Raw genomic sequence first — 21,003 nt, 5'->3', positions numbered from 1 at the left:
TTAAAACAAAAAACTGTACGCTTTTGGTACAGTTTTGTAATGCTGTTGCTGCCTGCAAAGCAGATCGCTGCGGTAATACCGGGATGAACTCCGGAACAGGAAGAAGGGCTCTCAGTCCCTGGTCTTGCTGAACACATAAGGCGCATCCTCAATAAAACCCGCAACCCGCACCGTTATTGTCTTTACGTTGCCGCCTTCTATAGTAAAAGGTATTTCCTCGATCCCGTACATCGGAATGCTGTAAAAGCACCAGAAGGCATCTTTTTGCTTCGGGTAAAGTCGTCCGGTGAGACGGGGGTGATGCTCAAAATGCATTACAAGTGTATCCTTTTCCCTTGTGATGTTCATCTTCCCGTAAACGGAGTGTTCATACTGTCCGGTAAAGGCGTCCAGTGACACCGGAAGCCGGGGCTTTGAAGCGATCTGTTGTTGTCTTTCCTCTGCTTCCTTAATCTCCTTGTTGCGGCGTTGCTGCAGCCGGGTGATGGATCGCCGGCTGTAGTTCCGGAATGGCAGATCAAGATATGCATCGGCCAGCTCATTGGTAAGGTCGTTATAAAAATTATTCGACTCCGTATTCGTAAGAACGATAATACCCAGCTGTTCCTCCGGCAACAGGTATACACTTGTTAAAAAACCATTCACACCACCGGTATGCGAAACTACCCGGCGGGCCTCATAAGACCCGGTGAACCATCCCAGGCCATAGAGACCGAACTGGGAACGGTTAAAAGCATGTCCACCCAACCCGATGATGGAATGCGGCATGCGGGTCTCGAAGATCGCACCGCCCGGGATCACCTGTTTGCCCTGATATGCCCCTTCTGCAAGCTGCAACTCTACCCAGTGGGTCATATCCGCGATGGAAGAGCCGATGCTTCCCGCCGGTGCCAGGTTGTCGATCTGCCCGTAAGGAACTTTCATCAGTTTGCCCAGGTATACGGTATGAGCAGCCGCAATGTTCTTTTGCTTTGGAAAATCTGAAGAAAGGGCGACGGTATGGTTCATGCCCAACGGATCGAAGATCCGCTCCCGGAGATATTGCGCCCAGCTTTTTCCGGTCACCCGGGGAATGATTTCACCCGCTGTAAGAAAGGCGGCATTACAATATCCCCAGGTGGTCCTGAAATCGTAAGCGGGTTTTAGCTTTGCCAGCTTTTCCCGCACCTGTCCGGAAGAAAGATCAGAATCAAAGAACATAAAATCTCCCTGGAAGGTATTAAAGCCCAACCGGTGGGAAAGAAGATCCCGGATGGTAGCATGCTGTGTCACCCATGGATCGTATAATTTAAACTCCGGAAGATATTTTATCACCGGATCGCCGAGCTTGAGTTTATCTTCGGCCTGCAGCAACGCAAGTGCAGTAGCGGTAAATGCTTTTGTGTTGGAGCCGATCATGAAAAGCGTATTTGAACCTATTTTCCCGGGGCTGCCCAATTCCCGGATGCCATAGATGCGCATTAAAACCGTCTTCCCATTCCTGACAACGGCCACTGCCACGCCCGGGATCTGCCAGGCCTGCATAGCATCCGCCACATACCTGTCCAGACTGTCACGGACAAAAGACTCCGAGCGTTGCGCCTGTCCGCATAATGTACCAATCATTCCAAGTAAAAAAAAGAGTTGCTTCATACAGATGTTATTGGGTCCTGTGCCGGAATACAGACGGCTATTGAAGTTACACAAATTACGCGAACACGGTTCCGTAACCGGAGAGGAAGCGTTGCTAAAAACAAAAAACTGTACGCTCCGGTACAGTTTTTAATATATAGAGACATCAGCATTGGTCAACTTACATATTTACATCAACATTACCACTGGAAGCAGCCACTTCAACAAGTAATTTTCCGGATCCGATGGTTCCCCTTACATGATCTTTTTCAATAGAACCGTTGAAGTTACCAAGCCGGCTGATATTTACCTTGTTGCCCCTGAGGTTTAACTGGGCATCACTGGTCCGCGGCATATTCACATTAACGCCGCCGGCAGAGGTTCTCAGTTTTACGAAATCCTTTGTCCCTACCAGCTGTGCCCTGATCCTTCCGCCTGAAGTGCTGGCTTCAAGATTCCCGTCAATCCCGCTCAGCGTTACGCTTCCGCCAGAAGTGCTTGTCAGCAGATCGCCCCTGATATCCGAGGCGGTGATCGAGCCTCCGCTGGTGCGTGCTTCGATAGTGCCGGAAAGATCGGACAGGGAAAGCGATCCGCCGGAGGTCTTCAGCCGGATCCGGCCTTTAAGGTTATCGGCTTTGATGGAGCCTCCGCTCGTAACCAGATCAATCTCATCCGTAGCATCCGTCACGTCGATACTTCCCCCGGAAGTCTTCCCGGTTATTTTTCCATCAACAGCGTGTATCGTCAGACTTCCACCGCTTGTTTTGAAAAGCTGATCGCCTTTAAGCTCCGATAAGGTGATACTGCCTCCACTGGTTTTGAGCTCCGTGTCTACATTCTTACCGGAATGGATCTTAAAAGAAACAGACAGCGCCGTCTTCTCGCTCCAGGAATGATCTTTTCTTGTTGCTCTTACCAGCAACGTATTGCCGGAAGTACGTACTTCAAGATCATAATACCTGTTCAATATCTCTTTGATCTGCTGTTCAGACATCTTTTTGCGCATACCGCCATTGGAAGGCGTCACATACACCTCTACCAGTCCGGAGGACCTCCCTCCTTCCACTTTGATAAACCCGCCGGAGGTCTCTGCCTTAATTACCTTTACCGCAGCCGGGCTAAAGGATTGAGTAAGAAATGGTGTTTCATTCTGTCCCCACTGCGCATGCACACAAAACACGCCCAGCATAAACAATAACAATAATAAATTCCTTTTCATGATAATTTTAGTTTTCAGACATTCCGTTCCTTCAGAACATGGTATCGTCCCGGTTATTGATAATTGACCCTACTGATTAATCGCAGGATTCTACAAAATGTTACAATCATTTATGCAGCCGGCCTTCGTCCGCTATTCCGACCGCAGTGCAGTCACCGGATTGGCCAGCGCCGTTTTAACCGACTGAACACCCACCGTCAGTACAGCAATGATCAATGCCATAACCCCGGCCGCCACAAACACCCACCAGTGCATGCTGATACGATATTCGAAGCCCTGCAGCCACTGCCCCATTGCCCACACAGCAATCGGCACGGCAATGATCAACGCGATAAGAACGGGTTTCACAAACTGCCGGATGATAAGCAATACAACGCCCGGAACAGAGGCACCCAATACCTTGCGAATACCAATTTCCTTTATCCGCTGGCTGATGACAATAAACGAGACCCCGAAAAGTCCCATACACGAAAGCAGGATTGCGATCCCTGCAGAGAGGGTAAACATTTCTGTAAGACTTTTCTCCCGCTGATACCAGCGCTCTATATTCTCATCCACAAAGGAACCCCGGAATTCCAGCCCCGGTTCTGCAACAGCATATGCCTGTTTTATCAGATCCATAGCCTGTACCGGGTTTTGCGTATTGATGCGCACCAGCAAGTAGCCGATCGGCTCTGTGGCGGTTTCCATACCGATCATCAGTGGCTCCGTTTTTTCAAACATCGAGTACAGATGAAAATCCGGAATCACGCCAATGATCTGTTGTTTGGGCCCGGCACTGTCGATCGTAAAAGAGTGACCGATGGGATCTTTCAACCCGAACTGTTTTACCACACTTTCCGTTACAATTACTGAATGTGCCGTATCCGCAACATACCCGCCGGATAGATCACGTCCCGCCTTCAGCGGCAGCCCCAGCGTTTTTATAATGTCGTAATCTGCAAAGACCAGGTTTGTCCGGACTATTTTATCTCCGTAGTCAAAGCTTACCGAGGATTTGTTTATCAAGCCGTCGCGTCCCCGGCCCAGGTTGATATCACTGCCGGAAATGCGTACTATACCGGATTGTGCGTTCAGTAAGCTGCGCATCTTTGAAATCGTTTGTTTCCCTTTGGCATTATCATGCAGGGGAACAGACACCAGCGAACCGGCATCATAACCGAGCGGCGCCTCCCGCAAATGCAGAAATTGCAGGTAAATGATCATTGTGGCACAGATCAGTACAATAGCGATAACGAATTGTGCCACGATCAGGGTACTCCTGAAGCTGCTCTTCCGCTCCGCTGCTATTTTCCCCTTCAGTACCTCGGTTGCTTTCAGATTGGTAAGCAGTAAGGAGGGATAGCCGGAGGAAACCAATGAAACGGCACCCAGCAGCAGCAACAGCCCTGCAAGTATCATCGGGTCAAATACCATCCGGGGATCAATAAACGTTCCGAATAACTGATTAAACGGCCCGGAACAAATAAACACCAGGCATCCTCCCAGCAAAAAAGCAATCAGCAATATAAAAAAACATTCGCCCCAGAACTGAAACCATATCTGTTTTTTACCGGCGCCCATACATTTGCGCATGCCGATCTCCTTGCCCCGTTTCAGCGACTGTCCGATGTTGAGGTTTACAAAATTGAAACAGGCAATAAGCAGGATCACTCCCGCTACCAATAGTAAAATATAAATAAAGGACTTGCTGATGGTTCTGCCATCACCCAGTTTTCCGGAAAAATGAAGCGCTTTCAACGGTAACAACTTCAATCCATAAAAATCGCCATTGGCATCTTCCTGCAATCCCTGTTTTTTAAGCAACATCCTGTTCACCGGTACATATTTTCCGGTAAAGGAACGCAGCTGCTTTTCGGCCTGCTGCCCCGATACACCCGGCGCCAGCTGTACGAAGACATTGCTGAAAGAAGCATCCCATTTGTTTTTCAGTGCGGCGTATTCAGGATTGAGCTCTGCACGCGCCAGGAGATCGAACGTTATGGATGAATTATCCGGTATCTTTTTTAATACGGAACTCACCTGCAGATTGTTCCACCGGCCGCCGATATTCACCTCGATGATCTTGCCGATGGGATCTTCTTTCCCGAACAGGCTTTGAGCGGTGCCCTCAGTGAGAACCACGCTGTTCAGCTGTGCCAACTGTTGCTGCTGTGCGCCTCTTACAACCGGAAAACTGAACATACTGAAAAAATCATTATCCACCAGGTTTGTGGAGCGCTGCAGGGTTTTATCACCATAGCGGACACCTTCCCCTCCCTGAAAAAAATTAGTGGCCCTCACCACACCCATATTTTCCTTCTTTAATGCCGGTGCTGCGGGAAACGACATGGAGGTGGAATATTCCGTTCCGCCCGCCGTGTTCTTAAACTTATAAACCTTATAGAGATTCCTGTTATTCGTATGAAAATTATCGTAGGTAAACTCATTGTACCCCATCAGCAGCAGCAGGATGCAACAGGCAAAAGCCACAGCCATCCCTATAATGTTTATGGCAGCCGGCATTTTATTACGCTGCAGCGTCCGCAATAATGTTTTTAAATAATTCCTGAACATCGTTTTATTTTTTTCCGACGTTAACCAGTCCTGCTATACGCCCTATTCCGACCGGAGCGAATGAGCAGGGTTTGCAACTGCAGCCCTGACGGCCTGTATACATATCGTTGCAAAAGCGATCAGCAATACAAAAGCGGCAGCAACAGCAAATACCGTCCACGAAAGAGGCGTTACATACGCAAAATTCTGCAGCCAGCGTTGCATCCAGATATGAGATATCGGTACCGCCAGTACAACAGCCACCAGGATCAGTTTTAAAAAACCTGCGGAAAGCAACCCCACGATGCCCGGAACACTGGCACCGAGTACCTTCCGGATACCGATCTCCTTTACTTTCCGCTGTGCGGTATAAGTAGCCAGTCCGAACAATCCAAGGCAGGAGATAAATATCGCGATACCTGCAAATACGTTAAAAAGTGTACCCGTACGTTGTGCTGCCCGGTAGTGTGCATCAAATTTTTTATCCAGAAACTCATAGGTAAAAGGCTGGTTATCGGCATACTTCTTATACTCCTTTTCTGTTGCCCGGATTGCGGCCTGCGCTCCGCTACCGGTAGTACGGATATAAAATACATTCCCCTTCCAGAACGTATGGAAAAGAATCGGGCCGATGGCTTTTGTAAGTGGCTGAAAATTAAAATCTTTTACCACTCCCGCTATATACCCCTTCCGGGAGTGAGAAGTAATGGGCTGGTTCAGATACGGCGGCTTTAACCCCATCTGCTTTACAGCGGTTTCATTTACAATATATTTATTACTGTCTGCAGGTGTGCCCGCAAAATCCTGTCCTTCCAGGAAGGTCAGTTTTAATGTCGTCAAAAAATCTTTTCCAGCAGCTACCTCACTGATCATCATCTGTTTGCCAGGCATTTTTCCCTGCCACTCAATATCACCGGAACCACTTGTTACATTCATGATATCGCTTTCTGCTGCAATTCCCACTGATATAACCGAGGGAGATTTCCGCAGTTCCGTTTTTATAGCATCGAGGTGGTTCCAAGCACTATCGGGGAAGGCCGTTGCGAATACATAGCTTTTATCAAAACCCAGGTCCTTATTCCGGATGTACTTCATCTGCCGGCCCATAACCATCGTACCAACAAGCAGTACGATCGAAATAAAGAACTGGAATACTACCAGGCCCTTTCTCAGCACGGCTATACCCACTCCCGGGGCCAATTGTCCTTTAAGTGACCGCGCGGGGTTGAATGAAGAGAGTAACAGTGCCGGATAAATGCCGGATAACAACAAGGTGATCAGTGCGGCCATTCCGATTGCTTTCCAGATAGCGCCCTCCTGCAGGCCCAGTTGCAGCTCCTTCCCCGAAATCGAGTTATACAAAGGCAACAACAACAGGACGCATCCAAATGCAAGCAGCAACGCAAGGCAGAAAAGCAGCAGGGTCTCTGTTACAAACTGAAAAAAAAGCTGGCTCCGCTCTGCGCCCACGATCTTGCGGATGCTTACTTCTTTTACACGGGCCATTGCACGGGCAGTGGAGAGATTTACATAATTGATACTGGCGATCACCAGGAGAAGAATGGCTACAGCAAGGATCACTTTTACGGTCTGCTGACCGGATCTGTTGCCATCGTTCGCGACAAGATGCAGTTCTTCGAGATTTTGCAGATGGAAACTGGTCTTACTGTCGCCATTCCTTGCTGCGCGGTACAGATCAGAAAATGCGTTCCCCACCTTCACAGGATCCGCCCCGGGATTTAATAATACATAGGTGTTGAAGTTGTAGTTTCCCATATCCTCGTCGATCGTCTTCCATTCGCCATTGCCGCCATTGCGTGTAAAATTCTGTGCATACAGCGCCATCGGAAAAATTGCATCAAAGCGGATCGTGGAATTTTCCGGAACATTTTCCAGTATTGCTGAAACGGTGAAGTTCACTTTATTGTGCCGGACAATCTTGCCGATCGCGTCGGCGGTTCCAAACAGCTTTTCTGCGGTGGCACGCGTTAACGCCACAGAATGCAACCCCGGCAAAAACGCCTGCCGGCTGCCCTTTACCAATGGAAAATCGAACAGGGACAGGAAACTGCTATCAACGCAATAAAGCTGGTTCTCCCGCAGCACCTTATTGCCGGAAGCATCAGACAATTGCTCCCCGAAACCCGAGACCCTTACAACGGCTTTTATTTCGGGAATTTTCTTTGCGATGATTGCCAGCGGCCCCGGGGCACCCGACCAGAACAACGGTTTATCTTCAGAGGGCAGTTCACTATTAATGAGAAAAATATTTTTAGCATTGCGATGGAATTTATCATAACTCCGCTCATCCTGCACCCAGATCAGCAACAGGATACCAGCTGCCAGGCCCACCGCCAGACCGGTTACATTCAGCAAACTGTAAAATTTATTTGCCCATAGGCTTCGCCACGCGGTTTTCAGATAATTTTTGATCATTGCTTCGTCAGATTTGAGGTTTGAGATCTGAGATTTGAGACCAGAGACTTGGGATTTGAAATTTTAAATTTGAGATTGGCATCGGGGTGTCCTATCCACCAGCTGCTGTTCCCTACTCCGAACGCAATGCCTTCACCGGGTTGGCAACGGCCGCCCGGATGGCCTGCGAGCTTACCGTGATCAAAGCAATCACCAGTACCAGCAGGGTTGTTCCCGCAAAAACCGGCCATCCGATCGTAATACGGTAATCATAGTTCTTCAGCCATTTGTTCATGATAAACCACGCGACCGGTGAGGCCACCACACAGGAAATAATGACCAGCTTTAAAAAATCGCCCGACAATAAGGAAGTAATATTAAAGACCGAAGCACCCAATACCTTACGGACACCGATCTCTTTGATCCGCGTCTCAGCCATATAGGTGGACAATGCAAATAAACCCAGACAGGATATGAAAACCGTCAGTCCCGCAAACAAAGCGGCCATGGTTCCCGTTTTCTGTTCCTCTTTAAATTTCCGCGCATATTCCGTATCCACAAACTTGTAATCAAAAGGATACTCGGAATTATACCGTTTGAAAATCCCTCCCGCAATATCCAGGTTCTGCCTGGTGGTATTTGCCGGGTTCAGTTTAAATTGAATGGTATTGAACCAGGAACCGGGGCCAAAGACGATCAGCTGCTGTACTTTTTCATAGGGCGACTGGTAGATAAAATCCTTTACCACACCCACTACCCGCCAATCCTTGTCGTCTGCTTTCAGCAGGGTTGTCAGCGGATCTTTAACATGCATCATCCTAACCGCCGTTTCATTCAGCAACACCACATTTGAGTCTCCCGGATATTTATAAATATCAATATCACGGCCTGCTACCAGCTTTGTTCCCAGGGTTTTTACAAAATCGGCGTCTGAAGCCATTCTTACAAAGTCTACTTTTTTGTCCTCCTCCGTACTGCCCGTCCATGAGAAATCCCAGCTATCGCTATAGCGTTCGGTAATGGGGCTCATAGATTTGGTAACCGCAACAGCTGCTCCACTGCTTACCAGCTCATTCCGGATGAGTTGATAGTTCTTTTCAATAGTGCCGTTCATGGTTACGAATACCAGGTTGTGGGCATCATACCCGTTATCCCTGGATTGGGCATGCCGGATCTGCTGCATCACGATGATCGTGGAAATGATCAGCAATACCGCAAATGTGAACTGAACGACTACGAGCACTTTTCTCGGACTTACCGCAGCCGTTGACGATTTAAACAATCCTTTTAATACCTTAACGGGATTAAATGCCGACAGGTAAAACGCAGGATAACTTCCTGCAAGTGCTCCGCTGAATAAAATAAAACCAAGGGCAAACAACCAAAACAAGGGGTTATCAAAGGGCAGGTGCAGGCGTTGATCCACCAGCCTGCTGAATGCCGGCAGACTAATGATAACGATGGTCAATGCAAATACAAAAGCGATGCCGGACAGCAGTACACTCTCGCCGATGAACTGAGCGATCAATCCTTTTTTCTGCGCGCCCACCACTTTCCGTATGCCCACTTCCTTGGCCCGTTTCTCACTGCGGGCCGTGCTCAGGTTCATAAAATTGATGCAGGCGATGATCAGAATAAGTCCTGCTATGGTCATAAACAGCCGTACCATATCGATGCGTCCCCCTGTGTACCGGCCGTTTTCCTGTTTGGAATACAACCACTGGTCTTTAAAGGGCTGCGTAAATACTTCCCTGTTTTTATACAACGGATCATTTGTCAGATGCGCTGTAGTGATTTTATTTATTTTCTGATCAAAGGCCTCATGAGAAGCCCCGGGCTTTAACAATACATAGGTGGCAAGCGAGTTATTGCCCCAGGAACTGTCGGTCCATCCCAATTTATCTTTATACATCCAGGGCAACAGGTAGTCAAAGTCAAAAGCCGTATTATCCGGCAGGTTCTTCAACACACCGGTCACGGTAAATTGATCGGCACTATCGACCTTAACAACCTTACCCATCGGGTCTTCCGCACCAAACAGGCTCGTAGCCAGCTTTTCGGTCAGCACAATATTATGCACTTCTTTTAAAGCATCCTTTTCATTGCCCTTCAGTAAAGGAAAGGTAAATACAGAAAGAAAACCGGGATCGGCAAATGCACCCGAAGGCACCAGTTTTTTCTCTCCTACCGTAAAAAGGAAATTGCTTCCGTCCGAATAGCGGACCGCATCTTCCACTTCGGGATAATCTTTCTTAAGCGTTGGACCCATAATATTAGGGGTCCAGGCCCAGGCGTGCTTGATTCCATCGTTTATGTCCCTGTTGTTCGTCACATAGATACGGTCCAGTTTATCATGAAACTGATCATGGCTGACCTGGTTCTGTACCCATAACAGGATGAGTATACAAGCTGCCATTCCGATACTTAAACCGAGTATATTGATCAGAGAATATACTTTATTCCGGATCAGATTGCGCCAGGCGGTTTTAAAATAATTTTTGATCATTGTTCTTCTCAGATTTGAGGTTTGAGACGTCCTATTCATCAGCTGCCGTTCACTATCCATATTCTGTTCCCTACTCCGAACGCAATGCCTTTACCGGATTGGCAATAGCCGCCCGGATCGCCTGGGCACTTACGGTAACCAAAGCGATCATGATGGCCATCAGCATCGCCAAAAGGAACACCCACCAGGAAATACCCGTATGGTAATCTTTATAGTCCTCCAACCATTTACTCATAAGGTAACCGCCTGCCGGTACCGCAATGATACAGGCGACCAGAACCATCTTTATAAAATCCTGGTTCAGCAACCGGGTAATGGAATACACAGAAGCACCCAGTACTTTTCTTACCCCGATCTCCTTTTTTCGCTGCTCCGTCATAAATGCAGACAATCCCAACAGGCCCAGACAGGAAATAAATATGGCCAGGCTTCCGAACAAAAGTGCCAGGTTTCCGGCAAACCGGATCCCCTTGAACAGCTTATCGTATTCTTCATCCAGGAAATGGTATTCAAAAGGGAACCCTGAATCGATCTTTTTGATCTCCCCTTCTATTGTACCCAGCGTTTGTGCCTGGCTGGCGTTCCCCGTAAGTTTTATAAACAGAACGCTACCCCAGTTCAAAAATCCCTTGGCATCCGATGCATAAAAAATGATCGGCTCAGGCTTTTCATAAATGTTATTAACGGAAAAACTCCCGGTAACCCCAACAATAGGCATCGTACCATCATCCCCCCGGTAAAGGATCTTCCCGGCCCTGCCTTCCGCTCCCATCAGTTTGGCCATGGCATCGTTGATAATAACGCTGTTACTATCCTGTTTTATATTGTCATGAAATGCGCGTCCGTCATTGATCTTTATTCCCATCAGTTTAAAATACTGCGGGCTTACCAATGCCTGGGTGATCAGGGCATCCTGCAAATTCTCGCCCCCCTTCCAGCGGAAGCCCCCTCCGTTACTGAACATCGAAAAAACGCTGCTGGTGGACATGGCCACTTCTTTTGCCACACCCGCCCGCATCAGGTTATTACGCAGAGCTTCAAAACTACCGGTGACCGGAGCTGTTGCGTTCAGTACCAGGATCTGATCCCGGTCAAACCCGAGATCGCGGTTACGGGTATAAATGATCTGTTTATTAATTACAATCGTAGCGATGATCAATATAATCGAGATCGAAAACTGGGCCACCACCAGTGCTTTCCGTATAATACCGGCACCATCCCGGCCCTTTGTCAGTTGCTTTTTAATAGCGTTGGCGGGCCGGAAGGAAGACAGGTATAAACAGGGATAAATGCCCGCCAGCAATCCGCAGAACAGCCCTACACCCAATAAACTGAACAGGTGCAGCGGATCCAATATACGAAACCGCAACGGCAGCTCTACCAGTGCCGCAAACCAAGGTGTTACGATCAGCAGCAATAAAATGGCGAAACCAGCGGCTATTAACGCCATCAACAGGCTTTCGAAAATAAACTGCAGCATTAGTTGCAGCCGGGTAGCGCCCACCACCTTTTTGAGCCCGATTTCCATCGCCCTTTTTTCACTGCGTGCCGTGGACAGGTTCATAAAATTGATGCAGGCGATAAGCAGGATCACCAACGCCACCATAAAGAACAACCGTACATATTTTATGTTCCCTTTGTCGCTCACCTCTTTTCCTTCCTCGAAAGTGTTGTACAGCCCCAGCCGGGTAAGAGGATACAGAAATACTTCATGCGGAACATCGTTCCCGGTCTTGGAGCGGATCAGCCCTTTTAAACGCTGGTTTATGTTGACAACTGATGCATTCTGATCCAGCGTGGCATACGTCCGCATGCCACAGTTACCCCACTGACTCCATTGTTTTACAAAACCGGAGTCGGCCATGGCAAAACGCATCGGCAGGACATAATCCGGTGTCAGTGATGTATTGGTAGAGGGGATATCATATACCATTCCAACAATAAAAGGGTCCTTTTTATTCAGCGTCATCGTTTTTCCGATCGGATCGCCTTTGTCAAAATAGGCTGCCGCCATTTTTGATGAAATGGCGATTTGTGTAGGATTATTCAGTGAAAAATCAACAGACCGGTGTACTGCTGGAAAGGGAAAAATATCGAAGAAGGAGCTGTCGGCATAGATACCGGACTGATTCAGGTATTTATCTCCTACAGAAAAGACACCCCCTTCGCTCAACACACGAACCACCTTATCAAATCCGGGAATCTCATTATAAGCAGTCTGTGCAAGTGGGCCACTGGTTGCACTAAACGTTTTTATATCCTTACCATAGAACTGGTTATTTTCAAAAATATAGATGCCGTCAGCATGTTTCCACTGCCGGTTGTACTCATATTTGTATTGGATCCATAAAAAGATCAGCGCAGCGCAAACCATACCAATCATCAGGCCAAATACATTGATGAGGCTGAAACCCAGGTTTCGCCTCATATTCCGCCACGCTGTTTTAAAAAAGTTTTTTACCATCGGTTTTGAAACATGAAATTTTGAGATTTAGGCGATACTATTTCGATCCGCTGATATATCCTGCCGGTCCAACCGGTTCGCCACACCTTCATTCCTGTTCTATCCGGCCGGTAAATATCTTAAAGCAACTTCCGGCTTCGTACCGCCTCACAGCGTCCTGTTAAAGTCAGCGGGCTGTGGTGTTCGTTGTAGGCGCGACGTGTAGTTCCACAATCCGTTTCCCACCTATATATCGTAATTATCAGAAGAATGTTACATGTAACCGGAAGATTCTTCTTTATACCAGGATATTCTCTGTAACCGTATGCCCGTCGAGCATCCGGATGATCCGGTGACTGTAACGCGCATCATGTTCGCTGTGCGTAACCATTACGATGGTGGTACCGGCTTCATTGAGATCAGTAAGCATCTGCATGACCTCATTCCCGTTACTGCTGTCCAGGTTACCGGTGGGCTCATCAGCCAGGATCAATTTGGGTTTATTCACTACGGCTCTTGCAACGGCCACACGTTGTTGCTGTCCTCCCGAAAGCTGTTGCGGGAAGTGGTTGCGGCGGTGCATGATCTGCACTTTTTCCAGCACTTCATCCACACGGGCCTTCCGGTCGGATTTTTTTACCCCGGCATACATCAGGGGCAGCTCCACGTTTTCAAAAACAGTCAGTTCATCAATAAGGTTAAAGCTCTGGAACACGAACCCGATGTTCTTTTTCCGCATATCCGCCCGCTTGCGTTCATTGAACTTGGCGACCTCTACCCCATTAAATACAAAACTGCCCGAATCGGGATCATCCAGCAGCCCGAGTATATTCAGCAGTGTTGATTTACCGCAGCCGGAGGGGCCCATTACCGCTACAAATTCTCCTTCTTTTACTTCAAACGAAAGATCATTCAGTGCAACGGTTTCCACTTCTTCCGTGCGGTAGATTTTTTCGAGGTTGGTTATCTTAATCATTTAATGGATTCAATTTGAGGTGAGAATAATGCTAAAGCTTTGAGATTGAGAATTAAGATTCGAGAATTGAGAAAACACCAGAATCGAATATCAGGTCTGCAATTTCTTTTCCGTACATTTATATATAATTATTTTTAAATTCGTTTACCATGTTAAACTACCAAAATTTAATCGCCTGGCAGAAAGCACATGTTTTTACATTAGACATTTATAAATTAACCGCAGGCTTTCCAAAAGAAGAACAATTCGGTCTCGTTTCTCAGATGCGGCGGTCAGCCTCTTCTATCGCTACCAATATAGCTGAAGGCTCCGGGCGTGCGACAAAACAAGATTGCTGACGGTTCCTGATCTTTGCTATCGGATCCGCTTCCGAACCTGAATATCAACTCATCTTATCAAAAGATCTCGGTTTTATATCTTCCGATGACTTTAACTCTTTTTCATTCAGAACAGTTGAAATCCGGAAGATGATCCATGCGTATTCAAAAAAACTGTAGCTTACATCTTTTAGATTTCAATCTTCATGATAATACTTCAATCCTGGAATTGATCTCTATTCTGTCATCTCATAGCTCACCACTACTTTTTCAATACCAGTTCCTGCATATCTCCAAAATTTTCATAACTGCTCGTGATCACTTTATCTCCGGGTTTCAGTCCTTTCAATACTTCATAGTAGTCCGGGTTCTGGCGGCCCAGCTGTACCTCCGCCTTATAAGCTGTTTTGCCGTCATCGGTAAGTTTAAACACCCAGTTACCCCCTGTTTGCTGATTGAATCCGCCTTTGGCCAGCAGTATCGCCGTGCTTTCGTCACTAAGCGCAAGACTGATCTGCAGGGTTTGCCCGCGGCGGATGTCTTTGGGAACCGTCCCGATAAATTCCATATCCACCTGAAACCGTCCGTTGGTCACCTGGGTATATATTTTTTTAACCCGCAGCTGGTAGCTCTTTCCCGCTACGGTTGCATCCCCGGTCAGCCCGTTGAACACACGTGAGATATAGTGTTCATCAATATCCACCCGGACTTTATATCCTGTCAGCACATCGATCTGGCCGAGGCGCTCGCCTTTATTTTTCGACTGTCCGATCTCTGCATCCAGGGAGGTCAGCTGTCCGTCTACCGGAGCTCTTAATATCAGGTCACCCACTTTCCGGCTATAGAGGGTCAGTGCTTTTTGAGAATTACTAAAGGACTGACCCGCCTGTTTGGTTTGTAGCTGGTTGGATTCAGCATCCTGCTTGGTGATGCGTTCTGCAAGGTCTCTTTTTTTGCGTTTATAATTATAGTCGATTTCGGATTTCCGGAATTCCTGTTCGCCGATTGCTTTGTTTTCATAAAGGTATTTATTCAGGTTATACAAACGTTCCGCCTCCTTCAGCTGGCTTTCGGCATCTGTCATCTGGTTCAGATTATTTACCGTGTTTTGCTGCGCGGTCGCCTTGGCCAGCTGCACCTGCGCCAGCGTGGTATATACCGAGGACTGCTGCCCGATCAGGTTCAACTCGAGGTCGGTATTGCTGAGTCGTACTATGGGTTCTCCCTTTTTCATCATGGCGCCGTCTTCCACATATTTCTCTTCCACCCTTCCCCCTTCCATAGCATCCAGGTAAATGGTACTGATGGGCAACACCACCCCGTTCACAGGTATGTATTCTTTAAAAGCGGCTTTTTTCACTTCGCTGATAGTGATGCGTTCCACATCCACATTCAGTTTGCTTTTACCGCTGGCCATTACAATACTGAAAATGATCAGCAGCGCCAGCGCGGTGATACCGGCAATGGTCCATATCCGTTTTTTATTCCAAAATTTTTTCTCAATAACTCTGTCCACGTTTACCGTTTTTTCCGTGATGTGCTTTTGATACTGTGCAATCCTTTTCGCGTTAAGCCGCACATGTTCATTTATTCATTCAACAATATGCCAATTTACTAAACAATTGATTGCAAGGATATTGTTCCGCTAAAGTTTATTTTTTTGTCCGTTACCGCACAGAAACTGTCCGTTTTTGATACACTTCGCTGTTGGTTATCAGCAATCAGACATGAGCTTTCAGATCCGGGATCTCAGGCTTCAGACACGACTTTGCAGTTCTTCACTCTGCACCTACCCCTTGCCATTCACTTGTTACTTCTCCCCAGGGTTAAAAAAGGGAGCAGATAAGACTACCCACTCCGTATATATACATGAGAATTCGGTGGGCGATATCAGATATCCCCTCTTTTATATTTTTGAGACCGGATCACCTCACCGGTGCTGTTCATTACTGTGGTGATCATGTGTTTTTCATCTTTTAATGTCACATAATAAACAACACCGTCATTCTCGCTCAATTCAGAAACGTTGATGATGGCTTTGTTTTCATATTTCTTTTTCAGGCTGTAACGGATCGCTGCCGGAAGACCATCCTCCCCGTAGTAACGGATCGTGCGGATCAGTTGCCCGTTATTATCAATAACCGCACGTACTTTCGTATTACCAAGACTAAAGCTTGCTTCATTACGCTCATTGTCGGTTCTCCATTGTACGTTTTCTGCTTTTGCAAAAACCATCTCAAATGTTTTCTTTACTTTTTCATTAATGGGATTATCGTTTACTGCATTTGCCTGCAATACGATAAAGGCCGCTGCGATCAATACTAACTTTTTCATTGTTATAAGTTTTAAAATTTTAATATTCTTGTTTGATTAGTGTATTGAAACAACGTGCCACAATAACAACAAACTATCTATCAGTAACTTACGCTTATTCATTCCTGAAAAAACGGATAAAAGCGGACACCAAACGTCTGTTTTTGATACATCTGTAAAAATTTTGGAAGCGAATATTTGTTATCCCGCCTAGTATTCTCATTTTTGTATAGACTATGTTACTAAAAGATGCCTCCATATTGATCGTAGACGACGATCCGGATGTGCTGACCGCAGCACGACTCCTTTTAAAATCGCAGGTTAAGGAAGTGACCACGGAAAAGAATCCGGAAAATCTCCGTTCGGTTTTTTCGAAGAAGGACTTTGACCTGGTATTGATGGATATGAACTTTAACAGCAGCATCAACACCGGCAATGAAGGGTTGTACTGGTTGCGGAAGATCAGAGAACTCGGGTCCAAAGCTTCCATCATCATGATCACTGCTTATGGTGACATAGATCTTGCTGTCCGCTCGCTGAAAGAAGGTGCATCAGATTTCATGCTGAAGCCCTGGCAAAACGACCAGCTGATTCAGAATATAAAGGAGTTGCTGAAGAAGCGGACCGGCAAACCCGCAACTGTAGCCGTGGAAGCTGTCAGAGGCATCGGCGGATTACTCGGGCATTCGGAGGCGATGCAGGATGTATTAAAAAAAATCGAAAAGATCGCACCTACGGACGCCAATATCCTGGTGCTGGGCGAAAACGGAACCGGTAAAGACCTGGTAGCACATGCCATCCACCAGCAATCCCTGCGGGCGCAGCGTCCCTTTATCAAAACAGACGTGGGCTCACTGACGGAAAGTCTTTTTGAAAGCGAATTGTTTGGTCATACAAAGGGTGCATTCACCGATGCCCGCGAGGAACGCACAGGGCGCTTTGAAGCGGCCAACAGCGGCACATTATTCCTGGATGAGATCGGCAACATCACGCTGCACCAGCAGGCCCGCTTGCTGACCGTACTTCAAAACAGACAGGTAACGAAACTCGGTTCCCATCAGCCCGTACCCATTGACATCCGGCTGATCTGCGCCACTAACGTGCCCCTTGAAGAACTGGCCAATGAAAAACGATTCCGCAAAGATCTTATTTACCGGATCAATACTGTGGAGATCATGTTGCCTCCGCTGCGGAAGAGAGCCGGCGATATTGAACTGCTGGCCCGGCATTTTGTAAAACAATACAAGGAAAAATACTTTAAGCCCAACCTGGAGCTGGATAAAAAAACAATCGACAAACTCAATCACTACCACTATCCCGGTAACGTGCGGGAACTGCAATATGCCATCGAACGGGCGGTGATCATGAGCGACGGGGAACAGCTGCTCCCCGGTGATATCGTTTTTTCTCCCATTGAAAGCCGCGAGGTGGAGCTGACAAAGGCACCAGAGTCCATTAACCTCAACGTTCTTGAACGGAACGCCATCCTGCTTGCCATTGAAAAAAATAACGGCAATATTACAAAGGCGGCTAAAGAACTGGGCCTGACACGGACCGCACTTTATCGCAGGCTGAATAAATATGATATTGAATAGAAAACGAATCGGACTGGTCGCAGAGATCCTGCTGCTGCTTGCTCTAACAGCAGTGATCGCCTGGTGCTGTATCCGCCGGGAATGGTGGTGGGCAGTGGCCTGCTTCCCCTTCTGGATCTATATGATGGCCCGTATCCTTCAAACCGCTGAGAAAACCGATAAGATCATCCTTGAATTTGTAGAGGCGGTTAAGTACAATGATTTCAGCAAAAATTACAACACCGCTTCGTCCAACGGGGATATGAAAAAACTGCTCACCGGTCTGAACTCGATCAACGATCGGTTTAAGGCGGTCAATAAAGAACGGAAGGCTGAAAACATTTACCTGCAAACGATCCTGGAGCTGACCGGCATCGGCATTCTTTCCTTCAATAATAATACCGGAGACATCAACTGGATGAATGAGGCATTTAAAAAAATGACCGATATTCCGTATTTTAAAAATGTGCATGCCCTCGAAAAACGGAACTCGGGATTCCTGGAATTGTTGCTGGAAATTGAAACCGGTCAGGCCCATGTTTTCACTTTTAAAAAAGGCATGCTGGATGAAAAGCTGCTGATCAGCGCCACCCTTTTTACGACAGATGGAAAGACCGATAAACTGATCTCCATTCAAAGCATTAAAGGAACACTGGATGAAACGGAATCGGTGGCCTGGCAAAAACTGCTGAATGTGATGACCCACGAGATCATGAATTCCGTGGCGCCGATCTCTTCCCTGGCCGATACCCTGAAGAAGCAGCTGGAGCCGAAAGAGCAGGACGGTGGGTCTGCACTGATCGATCCGGAGGATCTGCGACTCGGACTCGAAACCATAAAAAAACGCAGTGAGGGATTGCAACGCTTTGCTATTACTTACCGCAATCTCAATAAGATCACCAAACCGGTTTTCAAAAAAGTACTCATCAGTGATATCTTCGAAAACCTTCAGAACCTGATGCAGCCCATGCTGGATCAGAAAAATATTCAGCTGGATGTAATCTTAAAAGATCCGTTCCTGAGCGTACAGGCGGATACCAGCCTGATCGAACAGGTGCTGATCAATCTGATGACGAATGCCATCGAGGCCGTGCGGATGCAGGCTGAGCCACAGATCACGCTTTCCGCGCTCCATGAAGCGGACCGTCCGTATATCCGGATCGCCGATAACGGGGTGGGTATTCCGAATGATATCGCCGACCAGATATTCATTCCGTTCTTCAGCACCCGGAAAAACGGTAATGGTATCGGTCTTAGTCTTTGCAAACAGATCATGCTCCTTCATAAAGGCAGTATTCAGATGAAAAGCAAAGAAGGTGAAGGCACAGTATTCCTGCTTCATTTTGGAGGAGCGGTTGGTAATTAGCGGTGCGATCAGCGCATCCAGAATCGGGACCTCACCGCAGCAACAGTCCCGATGCTCATTACTGACAGCTGAAAGCTGATTGCTCATCATAAAATCCCGAGTAGCTTCTTCGGACGGCTTTTAAACCGGTATCCCAGGGTGAGGGATATTTCGTTGTCCATCGCGTTCAGTTTTCTTACGATAAGATGCGTTTGTGTAGCCTGTATGCTCCCGCTGACATAGGCATAATATACGGGGCCGCTATAACCGGCATTGATCCAGGCCTGGAGGTTTAATACCGGCTGTACGGATCGTGTATTGTTGAGTTCCTTAACAGCTCCAATCCCTCCGATCAGTGTGGGTGATATGATCCATTTCCCATTCCGCAACGCCCAGTTATAATTATATCCGGTACCTACTACGAAGCTCAGCCACTGGGGACCGGAAGCCAGCAGCTGATAGGTTACGGAATCCCGGATCAGTGCACGCGATGGTGTTTTCCAGTTGATCCGCTGCCATTGCGGGATAACACTGAAGATGACACTGCCGGCTGACCGGAGCTGACGTTCCGAAAACGAGAGACCGGCCCTGTACGCATACCGCTCCGTATTGGTAAAATAATAAATCCGGGCACCGGCACGGAACAGCTGCATACCCCGGAATGAGTCGAAATGTGTATGTGGTTTTTCGGTTTGCAGCAATAGTCCGTCATACCTGTCGAAAAAAGGATAAAAACTCATCCTGGGCCGGTTATAGCGAAAGGAAAATGAAATATGTTTCAGTTTAACACCCTTCGCCAGTTCCGTTCCCGGTATCCCCCAGGCATATTGAAAAGACAACCATTTATAGTTGACAAAAAAACCGGTGTATGCATTGGAATTTGCTGTAAGCCGGAATTGCGACGGCCTTTTACCAAAACCCGCAAAATTAAAACGCGTCGTATTGTAACCGGGATATACTTCAATTGTATTTTCCCGGTCGAATTTGCCAATAAAGCTACTGTCCTGCGCTACCTGGCCCCGTGCCACACCTGTTGCTGCAAACAGCAGGGTCAGTATATACCTGCAATACACTTTCATCAGAAATAACCCGAAACTACTTTTACAAGTCCTGTCGTATCACCATCAAAATGATGCCCGCCTTTTAAATAAGCTGCTTTAAAACTCCCCAGCTTTACCGACTGCACCGGGAAGTCTTTATCATCGCCCGGCAGTATGGCCACGATACGCTGACCTGAAGACCGGTTGATCTCAGCCACGACATCCATACTCCTTTTTTTGGCAGTACCCCACATATCGGCCACACGGATCACAAAATCTGTGGTTGATGAGGGCGCCAAAAGCACAGTACGCACGATTTTATTTTTAATATCATGTCCCAGCCGGTTGAGGATAAAGGGCGTTACATCTGCCCCGAAAGAATACCCTATGATAAGCAGCTGCTGGTTCTGCCGGCCTTTGAATGCCCCTTCAAGATAGGTGGTCAGTTCTGCCGCTACCTGCTCCGGTGTTTTTTTATTCCAGAAATAGGATTTTGAATTGATGGCCGTGATCGTATAGCCCGACTGGTTGACCGCCTTACAGAAATCATTGGTAAAGCTGTTCAATCCCCCATCTCCGCTTATATAGAATACCAGGGGTATTTTATCGTTGCCCTGCCAGCTCTTCAATGGCAGCTCCGCTGCGGGTGAAGCGGCCGCATAAAAGGAGAATAACAGTCCATAAAAAAAACAGATCGTTTTCATTT

At 47.3% G+C, this 21,003-nt stretch carries 13 protein-coding genes and 1 pseudogene; 3 read left to right on the top strand and 11 right to left on the bottom strand.

Annotated elements, in window-relative coordinates; all coding sequences use genetic code 11:
* Positions 1–111: 111 nt before the first annotated feature.
* From K7B07_RS21340 to K7B07_RS21310, 7 genes are all read right to left on the bottom strand, one after another.
* Positions 112–1,632: a serine hydrolase gene (locus K7B07_RS21340; protein ID WP_223712571.1), complete on the bottom strand. Its 1,521-nt coding sequence runs from the start codon at positions 1,630–1,632 to the stop codon at positions 112–114.
* Between the two features lie 160 nt (positions 1,633–1,792).
* Entirely contained in the window at positions 1,793–2,833 is a 1,041-nt protein-coding gene (locus tag K7B07_RS21335; protein ID WP_223712570.1) for a DUF4097 family beta strand repeat-containing protein, read from the bottom strand.
* A 132-nt stretch (positions 2,834–2,965) separates the two neighbouring features.
* Positions 2,966–5,389 (bottom strand): ABC transporter permease, encoded by a 2,424-nt coding sequence (locus K7B07_RS21330; RefSeq protein ID WP_223712569.1) that lies wholly within the window; start codon positions 5,387–5,389, stop codon positions 2,966–2,968.
* Positions 5,390–5,431: 42 nt separating this feature from the next.
* Positions 5,432–7,804, bottom strand: coding sequence for an ABC transporter permease (locus tag K7B07_RS21325; RefSeq protein WP_223712568.1), 2,373 nt, complete (start codon positions 7,802–7,804; stop codon positions 5,432–5,434).
* 112 nt (positions 7,805–7,916) lie between these two features.
* Positions 7,917–10,289 carry an ABC transporter permease gene (locus K7B07_RS21320; protein WP_223712567.1) on the bottom strand — a complete coding sequence of 791 codons (2,373 nt, stop codon included), beginning with the start codon at positions 10,287–10,289 and terminating at the stop codon, positions 7,917–7,919.
* A gap of 70 nt (positions 10,290–10,359) precedes the next feature.
* On the bottom strand, positions 10,360–12,717 hold the full coding sequence (locus tag K7B07_RS21315; RefSeq protein WP_223712566.1) for an ABC transporter permease: 2,358 nt from the start codon (positions 12,715–12,717) through the stop codon (positions 10,360–10,362).
* 313 nt (positions 12,718–13,030) lie between these two features.
* Positions 13,031–13,708 carry an ABC transporter ATP-binding protein gene (locus K7B07_RS21310; RefSeq protein ID WP_223712565.1) on the bottom strand — a complete coding sequence of 226 codons (678 nt, stop codon included), beginning with the start codon at positions 13,706–13,708 and terminating at the stop codon, positions 13,031–13,033.
* A gap of 149 nt (positions 13,709–13,857) precedes the next feature.
* On the opposite strand from K7B07_RS21310, the pseudogene K7B07_RS21305 reads away from it, so the two are divergent.
* A pseudogene (locus K7B07_RS21305) lies at positions 13,858–14,205 on the top strand (four helix bundle protein).
* A gap of 82 nt (positions 14,206–14,287) precedes the next feature.
* Here K7B07_RS21305 and K7B07_RS21300 read toward each other — a convergent pair.
* Both K7B07_RS21300 and K7B07_RS21295 read right to left on the bottom strand, forming a co-directional pair.
* On the bottom strand, positions 14,288–15,541 hold the full coding sequence (locus K7B07_RS21300; RefSeq protein ID WP_223712564.1) for an efflux RND transporter periplasmic adaptor subunit: 1,254 nt from the start codon (positions 15,539–15,541) through the stop codon (positions 14,288–14,290).
* Between the two features lie 374 nt (positions 15,542–15,915).
* The gene (locus tag K7B07_RS21295; RefSeq protein WP_223712563.1) at positions 15,916–16,359 is read right to left on the bottom strand and encodes a hypothetical protein; all 444 of its coding nucleotides are present in this window, start codon (positions 16,357–16,359) and stop codon (positions 15,916–15,918) included.
* A gap of 215 nt (positions 16,360–16,574) precedes the next feature.
* On the opposite strand from K7B07_RS21295, the gene K7B07_RS21290 reads away from it, so the two are divergent.
* Positions 16,575–17,933, top strand: coding sequence for a sigma-54-dependent transcriptional regulator (locus K7B07_RS21290; protein ID WP_223712562.1), 1,359 nt, complete (start codon positions 16,575–16,577; stop codon positions 17,931–17,933).
* Positions 17,920–19,278, top strand: coding sequence for a sensor histidine kinase (locus K7B07_RS21285; RefSeq protein WP_223712561.1), 1,359 nt, complete (start codon positions 17,920–17,922; stop codon positions 19,276–19,278). The genes K7B07_RS21290 and K7B07_RS21285 overlap by 14 nt, the downstream gene beginning before the upstream one ends.
* An 86-nt stretch (positions 19,279–19,364) precedes the next feature.
* On the opposite strand, the gene K7B07_RS21280 is transcribed toward K7B07_RS21285, so the two are convergent.
* Both K7B07_RS21280 and K7B07_RS21275 read right to left on the bottom strand, forming a co-directional pair.
* Positions 19,365–20,336 (bottom strand): DUF4421 family protein, encoded by a 972-nt coding sequence (locus K7B07_RS21280; protein WP_223712560.1) that lies wholly within the window; start codon positions 20,334–20,336, stop codon positions 19,365–19,367.
* Positions 20,336–21,001, bottom strand: coding sequence for a virulence factor (locus K7B07_RS21275; RefSeq protein ID WP_223712559.1), 666 nt, complete (start codon positions 20,999–21,001; stop codon positions 20,336–20,338). The genes K7B07_RS21280 and K7B07_RS21275 overlap by 1 nt, the downstream gene beginning before the upstream one ends.
* Between the last annotated feature and the right edge of the window lie 2 nt (positions 21,002–21,003).

The organism is Niabella beijingensis (genome assembly GCF_020034665.1).
In the GTDB taxonomy this organism is placed as follows: domain Bacteria; phylum Bacteroidota; class Bacteroidia; order Chitinophagales; family Chitinophagaceae; genus Niabella; species Niabella beijingensis.
Note: the sequence above shows the minus strand (reverse complement) of the source record. Positions and strands in the feature narration are given on the sequence as shown.